The organism is Adhaeribacter soli (genome assembly GCF_008727925.1).
GTDB lineage: Bacteria > Bacteroidota > Bacteroidia > Cytophagales > Hymenobacteraceae > Adhaeribacter_A > Adhaeribacter_A soli.
Genome location: NZ_VTWT01000002.1, coordinates 513,458 through 534,240, shown reverse-complemented (window position 1 = coordinate 534,240; position 20,783 = coordinate 513,458). Strand labels below are relative to the sequence as shown.

The window sequence follows — 20,783 nt, the reverse complement described above, 5'->3', positions numbered from 1 at the left end:
GGTCGGATAAAAAAGCTTTAAGTCAGCAGGTTAACTGATTTTAATCATCTAAGCAGTTTTGGGATTAACCTCTTTCCATTGCTTCATAAAAGGCCAGGGCTTCGGGCCTGAAAACCAGATTGCTGCCACGAAAGTTTCAACTTATAAAGTGTTGTTTCGTAAATTTGCCTAACCTGAATGCCTATGAAAACCCGTTACCTTCCTTTAGGGCTCCTGCTATTACTTTTCAGTTGCGATACTTCCGACCAGATCGAGAACCGGGTATCGCAACCCCAGGAAGCCGATTCGGTGCTGAGTCCGCTGCAGGGGCCCGACGACGCCAACGGGAAACCTGTAAAGCCGGTTTACATGAGCCGGTTCGCCAAAGCGTTCTTCGATTTCCAGGAAGCTGTTTACAACGAAGATGCCGAAGGGGTTAATACCTTTATCGATCCGGAAATTGGGCTCTATATTATTGAAAACCCCGGTGCCTTGCCTAAAATGACGCGGGTGCAGGATGTTCGTAGTTTCAAACGCGATTTTAAGGGGGAATCTTTTTTTACCATTAAAGACCGGCTGCAATCGTGCCAGCTGAAAGAAGAAAGCCTGCCGGCCTTTACCTGCGGTACCGAAACCAAACTGAGCGGCGGCTACAGCAAGGAAGGCTGCTTTGCCGCCGACGATCAGGAGTTCCGGAAAAATGAGATCTACAAATATGCCAGCCTGCCCGATCCGGAAGTGAAAAATATCGAAAGAACGCTGCCGCTGGTAAAGAAAACCGTCGTGCAAACGGCCAGTTCTTACCGGTTTCATTTCGGCTATATAAACGGCCAGTGGAAGGTACTTTTTATCGATCTCCGGATACCGTGCAGCGCCTGATCATTACCCGCTGTTATTCGCTTCCTCTCGTTGTTAAAGGTCGATTACTAAAAAAAATGGACATAACACCAATAAATAATTTTTTAATTCTATTCTTTCCTTATTATCGCGTATAAAGTCTAGATTTCGTCCACGAGATCAGCTACTGACCCCTTATACCCAAAACATGTTTTTACGATACAATGCACCTGTTCCGGACCCGGAATTAATTAAGCAACTTACGCAGCAGCAGCAGGAAATGAGCCGCCAGGTCCGCCTGGAAAAGCCCACCTTCGAGATCAAAACCATAGCCGGCTGCGATTCTTCTTTTATCGGAGAAAATATTCTTTCGGTTTTTATTCTTTTCTCCTGGCCGGACATGCAGGTGCTGGAAAAAGTCTGGAATTACGAGCCCGTCGAGTTGCCTTACCTGCCTGGTTTTCTGGCTTTCCGCGAATCGCCGAACCTGATTAAAGCCTACGATAAACTGCAAACCAAACCCGACCTGATCATGGTGGATGGCCACGGCATTTCGCATCCGCGCCGCTTAGGCATTGCCAGCCAGCTGGGGGTTTTGCTGAATAAACCAACCATGGGCGTGGCCAAAAAAATACTGGTAGGCAAGTATGAGCAACCGGAACTAACGAAGGGCACTTTCACGCCCGTAATGCACCGCAACGAGCATATAGCCAATGCGCTATGTACCAAAGATAACGTGAAGCCGGTTTTTGTATCGGCCGGCCACCTGGTAGACCTGGAATTTGCTACTGAAATGGCTATAAAAACTGCCATCAAGCACAAACTGCCGGAACCAACCCGCTTAGCCGATCATTACGCCGAAGTATTTAAAAGCGAAGTCCAGTAAGGGTTTCAGCTATAATTCAGCTTCCTGAAATTACCGTAAAATAAATTCCACCTTAGCTTTAGGTACAAACCTGCTGCTAAGGTGGAATTTATTTTTAAAGCGGAATAGCGTTATTTAACTCTTTGGAAAACAATAATACCGTTGTGGTAGGTTAAATGCCCATTCCGGGCAGTCTTCTTATCCAGCAGTACGTTGTATTGATTTTTGCTTTGCTTCATGAAGTCGTAAGTAGCATCGCGCGGTTCGTCCCAGTTGGTGTCGTCTACCAGAATAATGCAGTTGTCGGAAAAGTATGGTTCGGCTACCTGCAGGCCTTTCAGCTGGTCTTCGTATTTGTGGCCGCCATCGTAAATATAAAACCCGATCTTGCCCTGGTGCACCTGCTTAAAATATTCCAGGTAATCCATGTCGTAAAAGAAATGATTCGGGCTTTTCAAACGGTTAAAGCGCTCCAGAAATGCTTCCCGGGGACCGCCGAACTGCGAAAAATTGTCGACGCCAACGCATTTGATATCAGGGTTATGCGCCACGCCCGACAAAAACGTAAAGCCGTTCCAAACCCCAACGTTTACAAACGCCTCGTCAGGTTTCAATTGCGAAACTCCCAGGTTGATCATGGCGCCTACCCCGAAAGTCGACATCCGCGGGACCTTGCAAACGTCTTTCAGCCGGTCCTTCATTTCTTCGTGCTTTTCCGGTAAAACGGTATTGAAAACATCTATCGGCCGGTTGGCTTTCAGAAGCATGCGCTTCAGCGTGCCCAGTCCGGGGAATGGTTTGGAGCCCGGTTGTATGTAACGGAAAGAAATATTGTTAATGTAGTCGGCGTATTTCATGCAGTAAAATTTTTTGAAAGTTAAAATAATTTCTGTTAACACCATACTCCTGTAGATTGATTTTTTTGATGTTTTGGTAAATGTCCTTGAAATGTAAAAATGAAATTCCGGCCGGATATGTCCGGTAAAATGCGGACCAGCCGGAGTTATTTACAGGGCAGGGAAGAGGAACGGCAACGTTTTCAGGAGCTTAAGGGTAAAAGCAAACAGTGAAAACCTTAAATCCCTTTTGCTTATGACCTCGAATCAGACTGTTTTAATTACCGGTGCATCCAGCGGCATTGGTTTTGAGCTGGCCCGCTGCTTTGCCCGCAACGGCTTTCGCCTTGTAATGGTAGCCCATTTTCCCGGAAAGCTGGAAGAAGCGGCTCAGCGGCTCCGGAATGAGTTCCCGGATGCCGAATTGATCACCTTTCCTTGCGACCTGAGCGTTCCCGGCAGCCCGGAACAGGTCTTTACCGAAACCCAGCGCCGCCAGCTCGACATCGACATTCTGGTAAACGATGCCGGTTTCGGAGAGCATGGTTTCTTTGCCCAGACCAACCTGAAAAAGGAACTGGAAATGATCCAGCTGAACGTGGCTTCGCTCACGCACCTTACCAAATTGTACCTGCCGTTCATGCTAAACCGGGGTTCCGGAAAGATCCTGCAGGTTTCCTCCGAAGCCGCCTTTATGCCCATTCCCTTACTGGCGGTTTATGCAGCAACCAAGGCCTATGTGCTTTCGTTGAGCGAATCGCTGCAGAATGAGCTGAAGGGAACCGGGGTAAGCTTGACGGTGCTTTGCCCGGCAGCCACGGCTACTAATTTCTTTAAAGTAGCCAATATGGAAAACACCCGCGTAGCCCAGGGCGACCTGGATTCGCCGGTTGAAGTAGCCAAAGCCGCCTACGAAGGACTGATGAAAGGCGAAGCCCGGGTGCTGCCAACCATGAAAGCTAAAATGCACGTAGCTCAGGGAATTGCCATGCCCGACAGTATGATGGCCGAACAAATGCGCAAACAAATGGAAGATATTCAATAAGTAAGAAGTTGGACAATTGTAGTTTACACAATTAGATTTTTTTCCTTTTTGTCATGCTGGAAGAAACTTGTGATTTCTGTGCATTGGATCTAAAGGTTTCTTTCAGAATGACAATCGGAGTAGTTTACATGATTATGTTTATTTCCTTTCTGTCATTTTGAAAGAATCCTGTGAATTCCGTGCTTTGATCCCCTAAATTTCCTGCAAAATGACAATCGTAGTAGTTTAAATTAAATCTGCCTCATTCCTGAACTGAAAACGCTATGTTTTTTGCCCGAAAAGCCCGGCAGCTACCCATGTTGCCGGGCTTTTGTTTTCTTCACAGGTTGTCGTTTTTATCTTTTTCCCTTTTACTTGCGTAATGCCGCATTATCTACATATATCAACCTAACCTATTTCCGGAATGGAAAACGTAAAGAAATTCAGCGGTGAAAATGACAACGACCTTTGGGCCCAGGTTTCCAGAGATATGGCCCGGGAAGATACTATTCTCGAATATTCCGCAGTTTTAGAACAGCAGGGCACTACCATTTTCTTCGATCTGGATATTGACCTGGGCGGCGGCTTTGAAAGCGGTTTTGAAACCACCCGTTTTACAACCCTGGTGCCGGAGCAGAATTCCTTAAGGTTCCATATCTATCCACAGGACTGGGTAAAAGAAATTGAAAAGCTTTTCGGCCTGGAAGATGCAAAGCTGGGTTATCCGGAACTCGACGCCGCCTATATCATCCAAACGAACCAACCGGTAATCCTGAAGCAGATCCTGATCGATTCCGCCATTCAGAATGTTTTGCTCAAATACCCCAAAGCCCACCTCAAGCTTTCCCCCAACGAAGATCAGCCGGAAGGAAGCCTGAAATTCTCGGTTTATTTCTACCAGGCCATCACCAACCCAACCGACCTGCAGGAAATTTATCGGTTAGTGTTTATTCTGTTGCAGCGTTTGGAGAATACAGATGGGTATAAAAGGGTGTGAGATTAAATTCAAATCTCCCAGGTCTCCGAGACCTGTGAGGTTTTAACCGTACTACCGTTTATGCAGAAAGTAGTTCCGCTCGAGCCAGGTAAATATTACCACGTCTTTACCCGCGGCAACAACCGGGAAGACATTTTTCCGGAAGAAAAGAACTATGCTTACTTTCTGCAACTTTACCGAAATCATATCAGCCCCATAGCCGAAACTTTTGCTTATTGCCTGCTTAAAAACCACTTCCATTTCCTTATCCGGATCAAAGAAACCTATGAACCACAAACCTCACAGGTCTCCGAGACCTGTGAGGTTTTGCCGGCAATGGTAAGCCGCGGTTTTTCCAACTTGATGAACGCCTACACCAAAGCCATCAACAAAAAGTATAGTCGCACCGGCAGCTTATTTCAGGAGCGATTCGGCCGGATAGAAGTAAAAAGTCCGCATTATTTCAGCCGCCTGGTTTATTATATTCATTTCAACCCGCAGAAACACGGCTTCCTGTCCGACTTCCGGGAATGGCCGCACTCTTCTTATCACGCTTTTCTCCTGAATAAACCAACTTCGCTAAAACGGGATGAAGTTTTAGAATGGTTTGGCGGTAAAAACTGGTTCGAAACTTTCCACAACCAACCGCCGGATTTCCTCAATTTAACGGATGTAATTGGCGATGATTAAGCACCAAACCTCACAGGTCTCCGAGACCTGTGAGGTTTTTGTCAGCCAAAAAGTCCGGAAATTAAAATTACACCCAAACATAAGCTGGCATAATTTCCGGAAAACAACTAAATCAGCCTTTGGCCAGTAGTTTGATAAGTTCAGGAAACGGTATCAAAAACTAGAAAAAGCTATGAATTTTAATAACTATACCATCAAATCGCAGGAAGCCATTCAGAAGGCTACTGAGATTGCCGGCGGAAACCAGCAGCAAGCGGTGGAAACCGGTCACCTGTTGAAAGGTATTCTGCAGACCGACGAGAACGTAACCTCGTTCTTGTTCAAGAAGCTGAATATCAATACCAATATCCTGAACGCACGGCTCGATCAGATTGTGGCGGGCTACCCGAAAGTAAGCGGCGGCAGTCCGTATTTAAGCAATGCAGCGGCGGCAGCCTTACAAAAAGCAACCAACTACCTGAAAGAATTCAAGGATGAATTTGTTTCCATCGAGCACCTGTTGCTGGGCATTATGGCGGGTTCCGATAATGTAGCAACCTTAATGAAAGATGTCGGCTTCAACGAAAAAGATCTGAAGCTGGCCATCAAGGAATTGCGCGGCGGCGAAAAGGTAACCGACCAGAACGCCGAAGCCAAATACAATTCCCTGAAACGCTATTCCAAAAATCTGAATGAACTGGCGCAGGCCGGTAAAATTGACCCGGTAATCGGCCGCGACGAAGAGATCCGGCGCGTGCTGCAGATCCTGAGCCGCCGGAGCAAAAACAACCCGGTACTTTTAGGGGAGCCCGGCGTAGGTAAAACGGCCATTGTAGAAGGCCTGGCGCAAAGAATTGTTCATGGAGACGTGCCCGAAAACCTGAAATCGAAAACCATTTTCTCGCTGGATATGGGCTTGCTCGTGGCCGGTGCAAAATACAAAGGTGAATTCGAGGAAAGGCTGAAAGCGGTTATCAAAGAAGTGATAGATTCCGAAGGCGAGATCGTACTTTTCATAGACGAGATCCATACCTTAATTGGTGCGGGTGCCGGCGGTGAAAGCGCGATGGACGCCGCCAACCTGCTGAAGCCGGCTCTGGCCCGTGGCGAACTGCACGCCATTGGCGCGACTACCCTGAAGGAATATCAGAAATACATCGAGAAAGACAAAGCGCTGGAGCGTCGTTTCCAGGCCGTAATGGTAGACGAACCAAGCGTGCCGGATGCCATTTCAATTCTTCGCGGTATCAAAGATAAATACGAGCTCCACCACGGCGTACGCATTAAAGACGACGCCATTATTGCGGCCGTAGAACTTTCGAACCGCTACATTACGGACCGTTTCTTACCCGATAAAGCGATCGACTTAATGGACGAAGCGGCGGCAAAATTGCGGATCGAGATCGATTCGTTACCCGTGGAACTCGACGAACTGAACCGCCGCATCATGCAGCTGGAAATCGAGCGCGAGGCCATCAGAAGGGAAAACGATAAAGACAAAGAAGCGAACCTGAGCCGCGAAATTGCCGACCTCAGCTCCCGCCGCGACGACCTGAAAGCGAAGTGGGAAAACGAGAAAGGCATTATCGGGGAAATCCAGAAGCAGAAGGAGAACATCGAGCAGTTCAAGCTGGAAGCCGAACAGGCCGAACGCGCAGGTGATTACGGCCGGGTAGCCGAACTTCGCTACGGTAAAATTCAGGAAGCCGAACAGCGCCTGAAACAACTGCAGCAGGAAGTTTCCGAAAAGCAGGACGAAAATCCGATGCTGAAGGAAGAAGTAACTTCCGAAGACATCGCCGAAGTAGTTGCCAAATGGACCGGCATCCCAGTAAGCAAAATGCTACAGTCTGACCGCGAAAAACTGCTGCACCTGGAAGAAGAACTGGGCAAACGTGTAGCCGGTCAGGAAGAAGCGATCAGCGCTATTTCCGATGCCGTACGCCGCAGTCGTGCCGGTCTGCAGGACCCGAAACGCCCGATCGGTTCGTTCATTTTCCTGGGTACTACCGGGGTTGGTAAAACCGAATTAGCGAAGGCTTTGGCCGAGTATTTATTCAATGACGAGAACGCTATGGTGCGGATCGATATGAGTGAGTACCAGGAACGCCACGCCGTGAGCCGGTTAATTGGTGCGCCTCCGGGCTACGTAGGTTACGACGAAGGCGGCCAGCTCACCGAAGCCGTGCGCCGGAAACCGTACTCAGTGATCCTACTCGACGAGATCGAAAAAGCGCACCCGGATGTATTCAACATTCTGCTGCAGGTGCTCGACGATGGACGTTTAACGGACAATAAAGGCCGGATTGCGAACTTCAAGAACACAATCATTATCATGACTTCGAACATTGGCGCGCATATCATTCAGGAGAATTTCAAGCTCATGAATGAGTACAACAAAGAAGAAGTGATTGAGCAGACAAAAGAAGAAGTGTTCGAACAGTTGAAGAAAACGGTACGGCCGGAATTCCTCAACCGGATCGACGAGCTGATCATGTTCCGGCCGCTGAGCGAGCGCGAGATCCGCAAGATCGTTACCATCCAGTTCCGCCACATCCAGGAACGCCTGGAAGAAGCCGGAATTCACCTGGAAGCAACCGACGAAGTGCTGGATTACCTCGGCGAACAAGGCTACGATCCTACTTTCGGTGCCCGTCCGCTGAAACGCGTATTGCAGCGCCAGATCCTGAACGAGCTTTCCAAAGAGATCCTTTCAGGCCGCATCCGGAAAGATGCCATTGTGGAAGCGGTACTGGAAGACGGCCATATCAAGTTCAACAACATTGAAATGGCTATTCCGGGTCAGGAATAGAAACAGTATTAAAACGAACAAAAAAAGTCCCGCCAGGAATCTCCGGCGGGACTTTTTTGCGTTTATGCTTTACACTTAAGCAGCTACATTCCGAGTATCTAATCTAGTACTATTTTTCGGATACCGGAGGTTTGTTCGTTATGGATGCGGATGAAGTACACGCCCTTACTAAACCGGCGCAGATCCAGTTGTTGAGTTTTGGAGCCGGAAGGTTTCAGTGGTTCGCTTAACAGTACCTGGCCCAGCATGTTGCTTATCTCCACCTTAAAATCAGCTCTGTTTTGTTTCAGTTTCAGGTTAACCAGACCCGAACTTGGGTTTGGATATACTTCAAAGAGCGCATCTGTATTCGCTTCCTTAATTCCGACGGGCGTTGGAGTATTGCAGGTCCAGTAAGCCTGAAAACCACTGTAATTGTAATAGTTATTAGATTTGAAATGAATGGTCATGGCTTTGCCGGTAGAAGTTATAGGAAAGCCATTGTTGGGCAGCGTGCCTCCCCAGGTACCACTATTCCAATAAGTGCCTAGCAGCGGCGCTAGTGTATCAGCACCATCAAAAATTCGCAGCACGTCTATCGTGCTTTCTACCTGAAAACGGGTAAACGTGAGGGAAACGGTTGCCGCATTTGGCGGGGCAATAATCGCAACGCCATTCACATTATCGGAATAATTCTGGAACTGGCCGCCATCATCGTACAGCATGCCGGTGCAGGCAGTTCTGGCCGGGATGGTTCCTGAAACGGGCATAAAGATTGTCTGGCAGGCAATATTTGCCGGGTCGAAATTGATGTAATTGGTTTTAATGATCGTATCGGTGCCGAAAGCATTGGTAGTTATTAACGTAATGGTGTATAAGCCCGGGCTCGTGAACGTATGGGTGGGGTGCTGAAGGGTAGAAGTATCTGCGGTACCGGAATTAGGATCGCCAAAATTCCAGCTCCAGGCAAATGGAAAATTAAGCGATCGGTCGGTAAAGCTAATTGCCCCGTTGCAGGTAATCTGGCCGTTGGCACCAAAGTCGGAAACAGGAGGGGCCGGGTTTTGCAATATAATGAATGTATAATCTTCCACTTCTATTTCCGAGTAAGAATTAGGACAGGGATCAGTAGAGGTGGGATGAATAGGAATCATCACCCGCATCCGGGTGGGGCCCTCCAGGGCAGTTGGCGGAATTACCAGGGAGCCGGAGGCAACTAATTGCCCGTTCGTAAGTACTGCCTGGGTATTAAAAGCCTGTTCTGTACTCTGGAATGTCCCGTCCCGGTTAAAGTCGATCAAAATCATAATATTTTTGGCCGGCCCCGAACTTTTACCCAAGGTAACCGAAACCGGAATACCAGTCATACTGGCATGGCCGGATGTGTTCAGGTACGTGTAGTTGCCGTAAGCAAGCGCTTCCGCCCCGGAGCTATGGTTGATACTGCCGATGCTCACATTTCCGATCCATTGGTTGTTGTTTGAGGTGTAACGGTTGATGCAATAGCTAAGGCATGGTTTGGAAATGTTTATGGATTTGGTGTAAACCAGAGTGTCGCACAAAGCACCTTTGCAGGCAATTAAAGTTACGTCGTAGCTGCCGGCTGCTGTAATAGGATAAGTGTGGGTAGGGTTCTGCAACGTGGAAGTATTAGCCGCACCTGAAGCCGGGTCACCAAAGTTCCAGAGCCAGGAAGTTGGCCCGTTCAGCGAAGTATCGAAGAACTGTACCGGTCCCTGGCAAACAGTATTCATATTGGCCGAAAAACCGGCCACTATCGGATTTGGGTTAGGCAGGATGTTCACCAGGTAATCTTCCACTTCAGAATCCGCTGTATTGATCTGGCAAGGGCTGTTCAGGCTTGAAATAGGATACATAACTACCCGCATTCGGGTAAGGCCTGGTAAGGCATTCCCAGGCAGTAATATATTGCCAACAGCTTCTTCCAGGCGGTAGCCAACGGTAGTAGTCTGCTTTTTAAATACTAGTTCGTTTGCACTAAAAGTCCCATCCTGGTTTAAATCTATCCAGGCATACACATACATATACACAGTAGAATTAACCAAATTCACGGTTATTGGATGAGGAACCCCCAACATCAGATCGGTGGCCAGATAAGTGTAATTTCCGTAACCGTTCGGTTCCCCGATTGTGGCGTTATTTATGGTACCAACATTCACCTTGCTTATCCACCGGAAATGATTGTTGCCCCCAGCATTGGTAACGGCGCAATATGTCTGGCAAGGGGCTGTAAGCTTAATTAAATTCGGCTTGGTAATGGTATCGCATTGCCCGGCTTTGCAGGCTACCAGCGTAACCGTATAGTTGCCGGCAGTTCCGGTAGGGTACTGATGTACCGGATGCTGTAAGGTAGAAGTATTGTTCGCGCCAGAAGCCGGGTCGCCAAAATCCCATTGCCAGCTTGTGGGGCCATTTAAAGAAGCATCGGTAAATTGCACCGCGCCGGAACAGTTATTAGCCAGATCGGGTCTGAAATCCGCAGTAGGAGGCAAGGTGTTGGGCAAAATATTAACCGTGTAATCTTCCACTTCGGCGTAAGAGTAACTTCCCGGACAATTAGAAATAAAGCTGGAGGAGTAGGTTAGTATAACCCGCATTCTGGTAAAACCGGTAAAGGCGGAGCTGGGTACTGCCACCGTGCCTGTGGCGGAATAAGCTGGATTGGGATACGTGTAAGTAAGATATTTGTCGAACACCAATTCATTCAGATCGAAGGTTCCGTTTTTATTAAAATCTATCCAGATCCGGACGGTACTGCTACTGCCATTGCCACCCTTGGTAATGGTTACCGGGTTTGAGGCCGAGCCCAATACAAGATTTGTCCGCAAATTTGTATAATTCCCGTAACCATTCGGTTCTGATGCGGTGCTGTTGTTAAGCGTTCCGACGCTTACATTGCTCATCCAGTCATTAGGACTTTGGGTAATAGCAGGCCGGCAATACGTTTGGCAGGGAATCGGAATGGTTACAAAATCTGGTTTGGAAATAGTATCGCACTGGGCACCGCGGCATACGATCAGGCTTACGTTGTAGCTGGCAGATGCCAACAGGGGATAGGTATGGGTAGGGTTCTGCAACGTGGAAGTATTGGCTGCCCCGGATGCCGGATCGCCGAAGTCCCAAAGCCACGAGGTAGCCCCGTTTATCGAGGCATCTTTAAACTGCACGGTGCCGGTACAAACGGTATTCAGATCGGCCGAAAAACCGCCGATCATTGGAGTTGCATTCGGTAAAAAGGTAACCTGGTAATCTTCCGTTTCACCAAAATTCAGGTTGCTGGCACAAGGGTTGTTTTGCTGGTAATCGCCGCTCAGCATTACCCGCATTCTGGTGGGGCCTGCCTGAACCGAGTTGGGAATTGTAATGGAGCCGGTTGCAAGCAAAGGGACGCTGGTACTTATATTCGGCGTGTAGCCATGAAAAAGTTTCTCAGAGGTTTGAAAAACGCCATCCTTATCCAGATCTATCCAGACCGTTACAAAACCGGAATAAACAGTCTTCCCCAGTTGTACAGAAATGGTATTGGTAGAACCCAGGATGATATTACTGTTTTGGGTGGTATAATTGCCGTAACCCCTAGTGTCTGCACTGCTGGAATGATTTAAAGTTCCAAAAGTTACATTGCTTATGTAGTTGTCGGTATTGGAATTATTTTGGGAGGCACAATACGTCAGGCAGGGTACTGCCACGTTTATGTAATTGGTTTTTACCAGCGTGTCGCAGCCCATGCTGTTGCAGGAAATCAGGGTAACGGTATAGGCACCAGGTACCTGGTTCGAATACCTGTGACTTGGGTTCCGGAGCGTAGAAGTATTGGCCGCGCCCGAAGCCGGGTCCCCGAAATCCCATTGCCAGGAGGTAGGCAGGTTTACTGACATATCCTGAAACCTGACCGGAGCAATACAAATGCTATCGGTATTGGCCTTAAAATCAGCAACCGGAATCATGGGCATAATACACGTCCAGTTTGCCGCGAAGCCGGCCATCCTGGAAAAATTATCGCTCATAAAGCGGAGCGTAATTGCAGAACCGGTAGAAGTGATGGTCCCGCCCTTTGGGAGTGTGTTGCCACTGTAAACGCCTATCAGCGGAGACGAAGTAGAAGAACCATCATAAATGTATAGTTCATCAGCGTAGGGCTCAAGATCGAAAGAAGTGAAATTAAGCCTTACCAAAGCTGCTCCGCTAGGGGCAATGGTAACGGTGCTGTTGGCTGCGTTCGGATATTGCCCTGTAGGCCCGCCCGGATCGTAAACAGAGCCGCTGCAGCCGGTAGCAACTGGTGCAGTGCCTGTAACCGGCATTATTACGGTGGTACAAAACGCACTGGCAGGGCTATAATTCACGAAGTTTACTTTGGTTATGGTATCGCTACCAAAGGCGTTGGTGGCAATCAGGGTAATGGTATAAAAACCCGGCGTAGAGAAAACGTGCGTAGGGTTCTGTAAAGTAGAAGTATTAGCCGTGCCGGATCCCGGATCGCCGAAGTGCCATTGCCAGCTGGTAGGGTCGTTAACCGAAAGGTCTTCAAATAATTCTGTACCGGAACAGGAAGTCTGGTTGCTTACTTTAAAATTAGCTACTGGAGGTTGGGTATTCGGTAAAATGACTATGGTATAATCTTCTGCCTGCCCGCTCTGAATGCCGGAGCAACTGGTAAAGCTGCTGCCTGAATTATCGGAAATAATGCGCATTCTGAGCCGGGTGTTTAAAGTAGCCGTTCTGGGAATGGTAATGGTACCTGCCGGATTGGTTCTGTTTAGTGCCTGAAAAACCATTTCGCCGGCGCTACTAAAGCTACCATCGTTGTTGAAGTCGATATAGATCCGGGTGTCGTGCGGGTTTGCTCCGGTGGTAATTGACACCGGGTACGATAAGCCAACAATTACATTTGCAAATTTGGAACAGGTAAAATCTTCATAACCGGCAACGCCGTTTTGGGAAGAATTTACCAGCAGACCATTCCCGAAATTTACGTTGGTTATACCGTAGCTGCAGCAATAATTGCTGGTGCCGGGCGTACAGGTTGCGGCTACCGGCACATTGGTATGGTAAATAACAGGCCGGACTTTGGTAGAATTGCCGTTGCTATTGGATACCAGCAGGGTAACATTATAGACGCCCGGAGAAGCATAGGTATGAACCGGGTTTTGTTGGGTAGATGTATTCCCGTCGTCAAAGTTCCAGTTCCAGCTGGTAGGTCCGTTTTGCGACTGATCGGTAAACCGAACTGTTCCGGAACAGGTCAGGGAGTCTGAAGCCGAAAACCGCGCAACCGGTGCCTGCCCATTGGCTAAAACAGTAATCCGGTAATCCTCTACCTGCGAATATTGGGGAGAAGAGCAGGGCGTGGGCAGGGGGGAAGAAAAATTATCGGCAGAAATCCGCATTCTTAAAGGGAGCCCCGTTACTGCCGAGGCTGGTATGGAGAAAGTACCGGTATGCACCTGCGCATTGTTGGAGCTGAAAACCAATTCAGTTGTAGGGTTAATGGTGCCATTATTATCCAGGTCCAGCCAAACCCGCACATTCTCGTTTACATTGTTGTTCGTCCGGATACTGATCGGATAGCCAACCCCAACCGAAAGACTGGCACCAATGCTGCAGGAGTAATCATAATAACTTGCCACAGTAGTATTAGCCGGCGAATTGTTGTTGATTGCTCCGTTATTGATGTTAACATTCAGAATGCCCATGCCGAATATGATATTACCAGCCGGCAGGTTGCCGGGAATACAGGCGGAAGCAACAGGACATTGAGCCAGGCTGGTGCCGGTACAAAGGAAGGCCAGCACCAAAAGCAACAGGCTCGTAAAAAAAGGGGGAATCGGTAGCTTTATTTTCATAATGAGTCAAAACCAATTTAACAAAGATCAGGCATTAAATTTAATGGTTTGTAACTTTAAATACACGATTTATTTGGCTTAGCCTTAAATTAAAGGTTTAAACCGGCATAAATAGAATGTTCCGGAAGAAGAAAAAGGGCATGGCACTCGGATTGAGAGGACCTGATATCAGGAAATTGAAAAGCCGAAGACCTTCACCCGAGTGAAAAGATGATCATATAGCATGTCCGGGTGTCAGAAATTTTTGAAAAGAATAGCAGGGAATTGAGCCGCTAGGCAGACCAACCATAAGCAACAACATCGAAAAGGTTAATCGGAGTCAGAAAATAACCACCCAGCCCCTAAATCAGCTGCTTTTTTTTTATCAGGATTTTCAGAAACGAAGTTCGGCGGAGCCAATTAAAGGATTTTCAGGACAATTGTTTGAATCAGGATCAGAATTTTCAGAATTATAGAATTTTCAGAATTTTCCTTTTCTAATTTGTACGGACAGGGCTTGACCTGTCCCCACGCATATCGCCAGCGCAGCGCCCCTGAAAACCACGTTGGCGGATAGAACTTAACTTAAAAGAAAGCAAGCCACGAAGGAATGCTGATAGAAGCCTGCCCCGAAAACTTTCTGGGTTTCTACGTGCGCGGCCTCCTATTCATACGGTGCCGGAGACAGGCCGCTAGGCCAGTTTGAATAGAAGACACGAACGTAGAAACGAAGCCTTAGGTCTACCCCGAAGCATTTCGGGGCTTGAGGGAGAAAGCTAATTAAAAGTTATAGGTTAATAATCAATGGTCCGGCATCTCTGGAAAGCAAGAAACCAAGCTTAATTAAACTACTTCGTCCGCAACCTCTTATAAATCCGGATCGCCAGCATTAAAATCACCCCGAAAAGAACCAACCCGACAATCCCCCAGATAAAATCCAGGCTGTTCTTCAGCACCACCAGAAACACAATGGCAAAAAGAAAAAGCGTGGCCACTTCATTCCAGATGCGCAGTTGCGTGGAAGATTGTTTTACCAGGCCGGCCTGCTGCTGCTTAAAAATTTTATGGCAACTGAAATGGTACAGGAACAAGCCAATTACAAAAGCAATTTTCAGCCACAGCCACGTCGGAATATTCTGAAAGCCGGAATATAAATAAAGCATCCAGACCCCAAAGATTAAAGTGAGCATCGCCGAAGGCCAGGTAATGCCGTACCACAGACGCTTCTGCATAAGTTTGAACTGGTTTTGCAGAATATTTTTTTCGGGTTCCGGTTTTTCGGCCGCTTCGGCAAAATAAATGAACAGGCGCACAATGTAGAATAACCCGGCAAACCAGGTAACCACAAAAATGATGTGCATGGATTTAACGTAAAGGTACAAGGCAGCAGTTTTTAGGTAACGGAACGCAAAATAGCAGTTTTTTAGGGAATGTAAGAAATCTGCCGCCGAACCAAAGGCTTCCAAGGGTAAAGTAACTTTGTACTTCTTTAAAAAGGCCGTTTCCAGCGTTTTAAGCTAGGTTTAAGTAGGTGTAGGTATTAACTCAGGCTATAGAAATGCGTATGCAACCGGAAGCCCAAAGCCAATCCGGTTCTGGGAGAACGGTTCGAAATAAAAAAAACGCTGCCATGGAAAAAATGCTGACTACCGAAATCCTACAAATAAAAGTAAGCGACGTAACCTTAACCGGCGACCTGACCATTCCGGAAAATGCCACCGGTATTGTCGTTTTCTCGCACGGAAGCGGCAGCAGTCGCCTGAGCACCCGCAACCGTTTTGTAGCCGAGTTTCTGCAGCAGCACGGCCACGCCACGCTGCTTTTCGATTTGCTTACCCCGGAAGAAGACCTGGATTACAGTATGCGTTTCGATATAAAACTACTGACCGAACGCCTCATCCTGACGACTGACTGGCTCCTGCAGCAAGCCCGCACCAAAAACCTGAAGATCGGCTACTTTGGCTCCAGCACCGGCGCGGCCTCGGCCTTAGGCGCTGCCGCTGCATTGGGTACGAAGATCCGGGCCGTAGTAAGCAGGGGAGGGCGACCAGACCTGGCGGCTAAAGTGCTGTCGATTGTTACTGCCCCAACCTTGCTGATTGTAGGCGGCAACGATGAACCGGTGATCGGGATGAACCAACAGGCTTACGACTTATTGCAGAGCGAGAAGAACCTGGAAATTGTTGCCGGCGCTACCCATTTGTTCGAAGAACCAGGAACCCTGGAGCACGTGGCTGAACTAGCCGCAAAATGGTTCGATAAATACCTGGATTCCGGCCGGTAGCCTATTCCCCTTCAAATATTACGTGCCAAACCATGCAACTGAATTCCCATAAAATGATCCGGAACCGACACGAAGCTGCCATCATGCTCAGTCACGAGCTTCAGAAATACAAAGGTCAGGACGGCGTTGTCCTTGCAATCCCACGGGGAGGAGTACCCATTGGTGCCATCATCGCCAAAGACCTGGAAATGCCGCTGGAACTGGCCCTGATCAAAAAGATCGGGCACCCGGCCAACCCGGAATACGCCATTGGTGCCGTAAGCATGCACAGCGTGGTGTTGAATAAAAGCGTAAAAGTGCCGGAAGATTACGTGAACCGGGAAATAACCAAAATCCAGGAAGAACTGCACCGGCGCTACAAACTTTTCATGGGCGAAAAACCACCGCTAAACCTGAAAGATAAACTCGTAATTATTGTAGACGACGGAATTGCCACCGGGCAGACCTTACTGGCGACCGTTGAACTGGTAAAGGAACAACAGCCCAAAAAGGTAGTAATCGCCGTACCCGTAGCCCCGCCGCAGGCCATCGATAAATTTGAGCCTTTGGTAGATGAACTGATCTGCCTAATGGCGCCACCCGGTTTTTTTGCCGTCGGCCAGTTCTACCGGGAATTTCTGCAGGTAAGCGACGAAGAAGTAATTGAACTGATGCAAAACCAGGTGCACCATTAAACCTGTCGTTTGGGTTTTTCAGGGGAAACGCTACCGTTTTGCGCTGAAAAAACGGCAGCTATTTGTCTGAACAAGATTTATAGGATTTAATTTCCAAGTGGTAATTACGGGCTCATGTGCAGAGCGGAGTAGGAGCAAAGGTGAATTACGTGGGGTGCAACCTTCTGAAAGCTATCGAAACTAATGTAGCCCTTACGGCATCAGTTTCGGTTACCCTTGTAAGTTCCTTTTTCTCTTTCCTCTCCAGCATTGCAATAATTCTTTTGCAGAAACCTCATGCCCGTCCTTTAATCACACAAATCATAGTTCAGACATTACCCTCAATTTCAAAGCCATCACACAAATCATATAAATCATAGTTCAGACAACCTGTTTGCGGAAGGTTAATTCGTAATTTGCTTCCGATCAGATACTTAAAAAAAGCTGTTTCAGGTAAAAACTCTGAATATTAAAAAGACTCTTATATTTGCTCTTCTAACCAGCTGTACGGCCGGTAGCGTAAGCTATTGCCATAGCCGGAAAGCCCGGTTTCCGGGAATTGAACTTTAAAAGAAAGAGCAAATGACTAGCAAGACTACCAAAATTGTTTACACCATAACCGATGAAGCGCCGGCTCTGGCCACGCATTCCTTCCTGCCGATCGTGAAGAAATTCACCCAGGCAGCAGGCATTGAAGTAGAAACCCGCGATATTTCCCTGGCTGGCCGTATTCTGGCCACGTTCCCGGAGAACCTGAAGGAAGACCAGAAAGTAAACGACGACCTGGCGTACTTAGGCGAACTGGCCAAAACCCCGGAAGCCAATATCATTAAACTGCCGAACATTTCCGCTTCGGTACCGCAGTTGGTGGCTGCCATTAAAGAGCTGCAAAGCCAGGGCTACAACATTCCCGATTACCCGGCCAACCCGCAAAACGATACCGAAAAGGAGGTGAAAACCCGTTACGGCAAAGTATTGGGCAGCTCGGTAAACCCGGTATTGCGCGAAGGTAACTCGGATCGTCGCGTAGCTGATGCCGTGAAACAATACGCCAAAGCGCACCCGCACAGCATGGGCAAATGGTCTTCCGATTCTAAAAGCCACGTGGCACACATGCAGGACGGCGATTTCTACGGTTCCGAAAAATCGGTGACTGTGGATAATGCTACTGAAGTGAAGATCGAATTCGTAAGCACCAGCGGCAATACTTCTACTTTAAAAGATGGCCTGAAACTGAAAGCCGGCGAAGTGATCGATGCCTCGCGCATGAGCAAAAAAGCGTTGCGCGAATTCTACGCCCGCGAAATTGCCGATGCCAAAGCCAAAGGCGTCCTGCTTTCCCTGCACCTGAAAGCCACCATGATGAAGGTTTCCGACCCGATCATGTTCGGCCACGCCGTAACCGTTTTCTTCAAACCGGTTTTTGAAAAACACGCCGCTACCTTCAAAGAAATTGGTTTCGATCCGAACAACGGTTTAGGCGACCTGTACAACAAACTGCCAAACCTTTCCGCTGAAAAACGCGCCGAAATTGAGGCCGACATTGCAAAAGTTTACGACAACGCGCCGGCCCTGGCAATGGTAGATTCCGACAAAGGTATCACCAACCTGCACTTCCCGAACGACGTGATCATCGATGCTTCTATGCCGGCTGCTATCCGTACTTCCGGCCAGATGTGGGGCGCCGACGGCAAATCGCACGACACGAAATTCATGATCCCGGACCGAAACTACGCCACCATTTACCAGGAAGTAATTGAATTCTGTAAAGTGAACGGCGCTTTCGATCCGAAAACCATGGGCACCGTGCCGAACATCGGTTTAATGGCCCAGAAAGCCGAAGAATACGGTTCGCACGACAAAACTTTCCAGATCGCGGAAGCCGGTAAAGTGCGCGTTACCGATGCCAATGGCAACGTTTTAATGGAGCACGACGTGGAAGAAGGCGATATCTGGCGCATGTGCCAGACCAAAGACCTGCCGATCCAGGACTGGGTGAAATTAGCCGTAACCCGCGCCCGCATCACCAACACGCCAGCCGTTTTCTGGTTAGATCCGCAGCGCGCCCACGATGCCAACCTGATCAAAAAAGTAAACCAGTACCTGAAAGACCACGATACCAAGGGTCTGGAAATTCTGATCATGGGCCCGGTAGAAGCCATGCGTTTCACTTGCGAACGCGCGAAGAATGGCCAGGATACAATCTCAGTGACCGGTAACGTATTGCGCGATTACCTGACTGATTTGTTCCCGATCTTAGAATTAGGTACTTCCGCCAAAATGCTTTCCATCGTTCCTTTATTGGACGGCGGCGGCTTGTTCGAAACCGGAGCCGGTGGTTCCGCGCCGAAACACGTGCAGCAGTTCCAGGAAGAAAATTACCTGCGTTGGGATTCTCTGGGTGAGTTCTTAGCTCTTGCAGTATCTCTGGAAGACTTGGCGTACAAAACCAAAAACGAAAAAGCTGAAGTGCTGGCAGAAGCCCTGAACAAAGCCAACGCCGAGTTCCTGGAGAAAGACAAATCGCCGGCGCGTAAAGTAGGCGGCATCGATAACCGCGGCAGCCATTTCTACTTAGCAATGTATTGGGCGCAAGCCTTAGCCGGGCAAACCAAAAATGCCGAGCTGAAAGCTGCTTTCGAACCGCTGGCCAAAGCCATGACCGAAAACGAAAACAAGATCGTAGAAGAGCAAATTGCGGCCCAAGGCAAACCGGTAGATATGGGCGGTTATTTCCACCCGGACGAAACCAAAGTTGCCAAAGCCATGCGCCCAAGCGAAACCCTGAATGCATTGATCGGTTAATTTTAACTGAACTTATTTAAAAAGGCTGCCTGAAGAAATTCGGGCAGCCTTTTTTGTGCTGCTGTTTATTTTCTGTTTACTTCAGATAAATAAGTGAATAAATTTAGTTTGAATAATTGTTTTGTACCCTCACTGTCATTCTGGATGAATCTTGTGATTTCTATGCTCTGACCTCACAAGATTCTTCCAGAATGACAATTGTAGCAGTTAAAAGTAAATTTGTTCACTTGCTTAGAAGTATTTAACTACAACGCGCTGAAAAAATGATTGCAGCAACAGCATTTTAACGAAGGCGTAAAACGGAGTCCGCTGTATTTTGCTGAACATGTTTGTTTTAGGTGCACGCAAGCCCTGTTGCCTGTAAGAAAATATTTTGTATCTTACCCCTTGGGTGTTAGGGTTTGGGTTGGGATTACAGCGTAAATAGCAACATGGATGGCATCGGATAAAAAAATATCGCAGAAGGAAACGGCCATGCGCTTGCAGCAGCAAACGTATACCCTGGAAAAGCAGCTGGGCCAGAAACTTTATTCCATCGAGGAAATCGGAGAGATAATTCCGGGCGTGGTGCTGATCGATGACTTTATTCAGAAATCGAACGACTACATGAACAATGCCGGTTGTAACGTGCTCCGGCATACGTCCGAAGAACTTAACCTGATGGGCGATAAATATTTTACCGAGTTCTTCGTGCCCTCCGAAATTAGCCAGATCTTCCGCATGGCCAGGGAGCTCATTCTATCCGGCGATGGCAGCCGGGTGAACTGCTTTTACCAGCGCCTGCGCCCCGACCAGGATTCGCCGTTTGAATGGTACCACATGACCACCAAACTCTTTACGGAAGGCGAGAAGGATTCGGGCTTGTTCAGGAAAATGATTATGGTGGGTACCAAGGTTACCGATATGAATATCAATTCGAATAAGTTTAACCGGATCCTGGAAGAAAATGAATTTGCCGCCAGAAATTACCACCGCTTCAGCCGGCTTACCAAACGCGAAAAAGAAATTCTGGCGCTGCTGGCGCAAGGGTACCGGGTAAAGGATATTGCCGAAAAGCTGTTTGTTTCGGAAAGTACGGTAAACCAGCACCGCAAAAATATCGGCCACAAACTGGAAATAAAGAACGTAACGCAGATCGTAAAATACGCCCTCGCCTTCGACCTGATCTGAGCTGAAATTGTCGGCAGTTGGCAGGGCCGTTTCATTCTCACGTTAGCT

13 protein-coding genes are annotated in these 20,783 nt (G+C 48.1%); 10 read left to right on the top strand and 3 right to left on the bottom strand.

What is annotated here, in order from left to right; all coding sequences use genetic code 11:
- Positions 1-183: 183 nt before the first annotated feature.
- Together F0P94_RS05665 and F0P94_RS05660 are read left to right on the top strand one after the other, a co-directional pair.
- Positions 184-858: a hypothetical protein gene (locus F0P94_RS05665; protein WP_150902841.1), complete on the top strand. Its 675-nt coding sequence runs from the start codon at positions 184-186 to the stop codon at positions 856-858.
- A gap of 166 nt (positions 859-1,024) precedes the next feature.
- Positions 1,025-1,702: an endonuclease V gene (locus tag F0P94_RS05660; protein ID WP_150902840.1), complete on the top strand. Its 678-nt coding sequence runs from the start codon at positions 1,025-1,027 to the stop codon at positions 1,700-1,702.
- Positions 1,703-1,812: 110 nt separating this feature from the next.
- On the opposite strand, the gene F0P94_RS05655 is transcribed toward F0P94_RS05660, so the two are convergent.
- Positions 1,813-2,538, bottom strand: coding sequence for a class I SAM-dependent methyltransferase (locus F0P94_RS05655; protein ID WP_191906932.1), 726 nt, complete (start codon positions 2,536-2,538; stop codon positions 1,813-1,815).
- A 235-nt stretch (positions 2,539-2,773) separates the two neighbouring features.
- Here F0P94_RS05655 and F0P94_RS05650 point away from each other — a divergent pair, with 235 nt between their 5' ends.
- From F0P94_RS05650 to clpB, 4 genes are all read left to right on the top strand, one after another.
- The gene (locus F0P94_RS05650; protein WP_150902838.1) at positions 2,774-3,562 is read left to right on the top strand and encodes an SDR family NAD(P)-dependent oxidoreductase; all 789 of its coding nucleotides are present in this window, start codon (positions 2,774-2,776) and stop codon (positions 3,560-3,562) included.
- A gap of 403 nt (positions 3,563-3,965) precedes the next feature.
- Positions 3,966-4,538, top strand: coding sequence for a hypothetical protein (locus F0P94_RS05645; protein ID WP_150902837.1), 573 nt, complete (start codon positions 3,966-3,968; stop codon positions 4,536-4,538).
- A gap of 60 nt (positions 4,539-4,598) precedes the next feature.
- A complete protein-coding gene (locus tag F0P94_RS05640) occupies positions 4,599-5,207 on the top strand; it encodes a transposase (RefSeq protein ID WP_150902836.1) in 609 nt (202 codons plus the stop codon).
- A 172-nt stretch (positions 5,208-5,379) separates the two neighbouring features.
- A complete protein-coding gene (gene clpB, locus F0P94_RS05635) occupies positions 5,380-7,998 on the top strand; it encodes an ATP-dependent chaperone ClpB (protein WP_150902835.1) in 2,619 nt (872 codons plus the stop codon).
- Between the two features lie 98 nt (positions 7,999-8,096).
- On the opposite strand, the gene F0P94_RS05630 is transcribed toward clpB, so the two are convergent.
- Entirely contained in the window at positions 8,097-13,844 is a 5,748-nt protein-coding gene (locus tag F0P94_RS05630) for a GEVED domain-containing protein (RefSeq protein WP_150902834.1), read from the bottom strand.
- An 827-nt stretch (positions 13,845-14,671) separates the two neighbouring features.
- Positions 14,672-15,205 (bottom strand): CopD family protein, encoded by a 534-nt coding sequence (locus F0P94_RS05625; RefSeq protein WP_225307125.1) that lies wholly within the window; start codon positions 15,203-15,205, stop codon positions 14,672-14,674.
- 248 nt (positions 15,206-15,453) lie between these two features.
- Between F0P94_RS05625 and F0P94_RS05620 the strand changes: the two genes are divergently transcribed.
- The 4 genes from F0P94_RS05620 to F0P94_RS19980 all read left to right on the top strand — a co-directional run bounded on the left by F0P94_RS05620 (position 15,454) and on the right by F0P94_RS19980 (position 20,735).
- Positions 15,454-16,107: a dienelactone hydrolase family protein gene (locus F0P94_RS05620; RefSeq protein ID WP_225307124.1), complete on the top strand. Its 654-nt coding sequence runs from the start codon at positions 15,454-15,456 to the stop codon at positions 16,105-16,107.
- 32 nt (positions 16,108-16,139) lie between these two features.
- Positions 16,140-16,781, top strand: coding sequence for a phosphoribosyltransferase (locus F0P94_RS05615; RefSeq protein WP_225307123.1), 642 nt, complete (start codon positions 16,140-16,142; stop codon positions 16,779-16,781).
- 561 nt (positions 16,782-17,342) lie between these two features.
- On the top strand, positions 17,343-19,565 hold the full coding sequence (locus tag F0P94_RS05610) for an NADP-dependent isocitrate dehydrogenase (RefSeq protein WP_150902833.1): 2,223 nt from the start codon (positions 17,343-17,345) through the stop codon (positions 19,563-19,565).
- A gap of 435 nt (positions 19,566-20,000) precedes the next feature.
- Positions 20,001-20,735, top strand: coding sequence for a response regulator transcription factor (locus F0P94_RS19980; RefSeq protein ID WP_150902832.1), 735 nt, complete (start codon positions 20,001-20,003; stop codon positions 20,733-20,735).
- Positions 20,736-20,783 lie beyond the last annotated feature (48 nt).

What these genes read in the sequence shown, in the direction of transcription:
- F0P94_RS05615 (WP_225307123.1), top strand. Translation starts at nt 16,140, where the DNA reads ATGCAACTGAATTCCCATAAAATGATCCGGAACCGACACGAAGCTGCC.
- F0P94_RS05610 (WP_150902833.1), top strand. Translation starts at nt 17,343, where the DNA reads ATGACTAGCAAGACTACCAAAATTGTTTACACCATAACCGATGAAGCG.
- F0P94_RS19980 (WP_150902832.1), top strand. Translation starts at nt 20,001, where the DNA reads ATGGCATCGGATAAAAAAATATCGCAGAAGGAAACGGCCATGCGCTTG.
- F0P94_RS05655 (WP_191906932.1), bottom strand. Translation starts at nt 2,538, where the DNA reads ATGAAATACGCCGACTACATTAACAATATTTCTTTCCGTTACATACAA.
- clpB (WP_150902835.1), top strand. Translation starts at nt 5,380, where the DNA reads ATGAATTTTAATAACTATACCATCAAATCGCAGGAAGCCATTCAGAAG.
- F0P94_RS05650 (WP_150902838.1), top strand. Translation starts at nt 2,774, where the DNA reads ATGACCTCGAATCAGACTGTTTTAATTACCGGTGCATCCAGCGGCATT.
- F0P94_RS05630 (WP_150902834.1), bottom strand. Translation starts at nt 13,844, where the DNA reads ATGAAAATAAAGCTACCGATTCCCCCTTTTTTTACGAGCCTGTTGCTT.
- F0P94_RS05665 (WP_150902841.1), top strand. Translation starts at nt 184, where the DNA reads ATGAAAACCCGTTACCTTCCTTTAGGGCTCCTGCTATTACTTTTCAGT.
- F0P94_RS05620 (WP_225307124.1), top strand. Translation starts at nt 15,454, where the DNA reads ATGGAAAAAATGCTGACTACCGAAATCCTACAAATAAAAGTAAGCGAC.
- F0P94_RS05645 (WP_150902837.1), top strand. Translation starts at nt 3,966, where the DNA reads ATGGAAAACGTAAAGAAATTCAGCGGTGAAAATGACAACGACCTTTGG.
- F0P94_RS05660 (WP_150902840.1), top strand. Translation starts at nt 1,025, where the DNA reads ATGTTTTTACGATACAATGCACCTGTTCCGGACCCGGAATTAATTAAG.
- F0P94_RS05640 (WP_150902836.1), top strand. Translation starts at nt 4,599, where the DNA reads ATGCAGAAAGTAGTTCCGCTCGAGCCAGGTAAATATTACCACGTCTTT.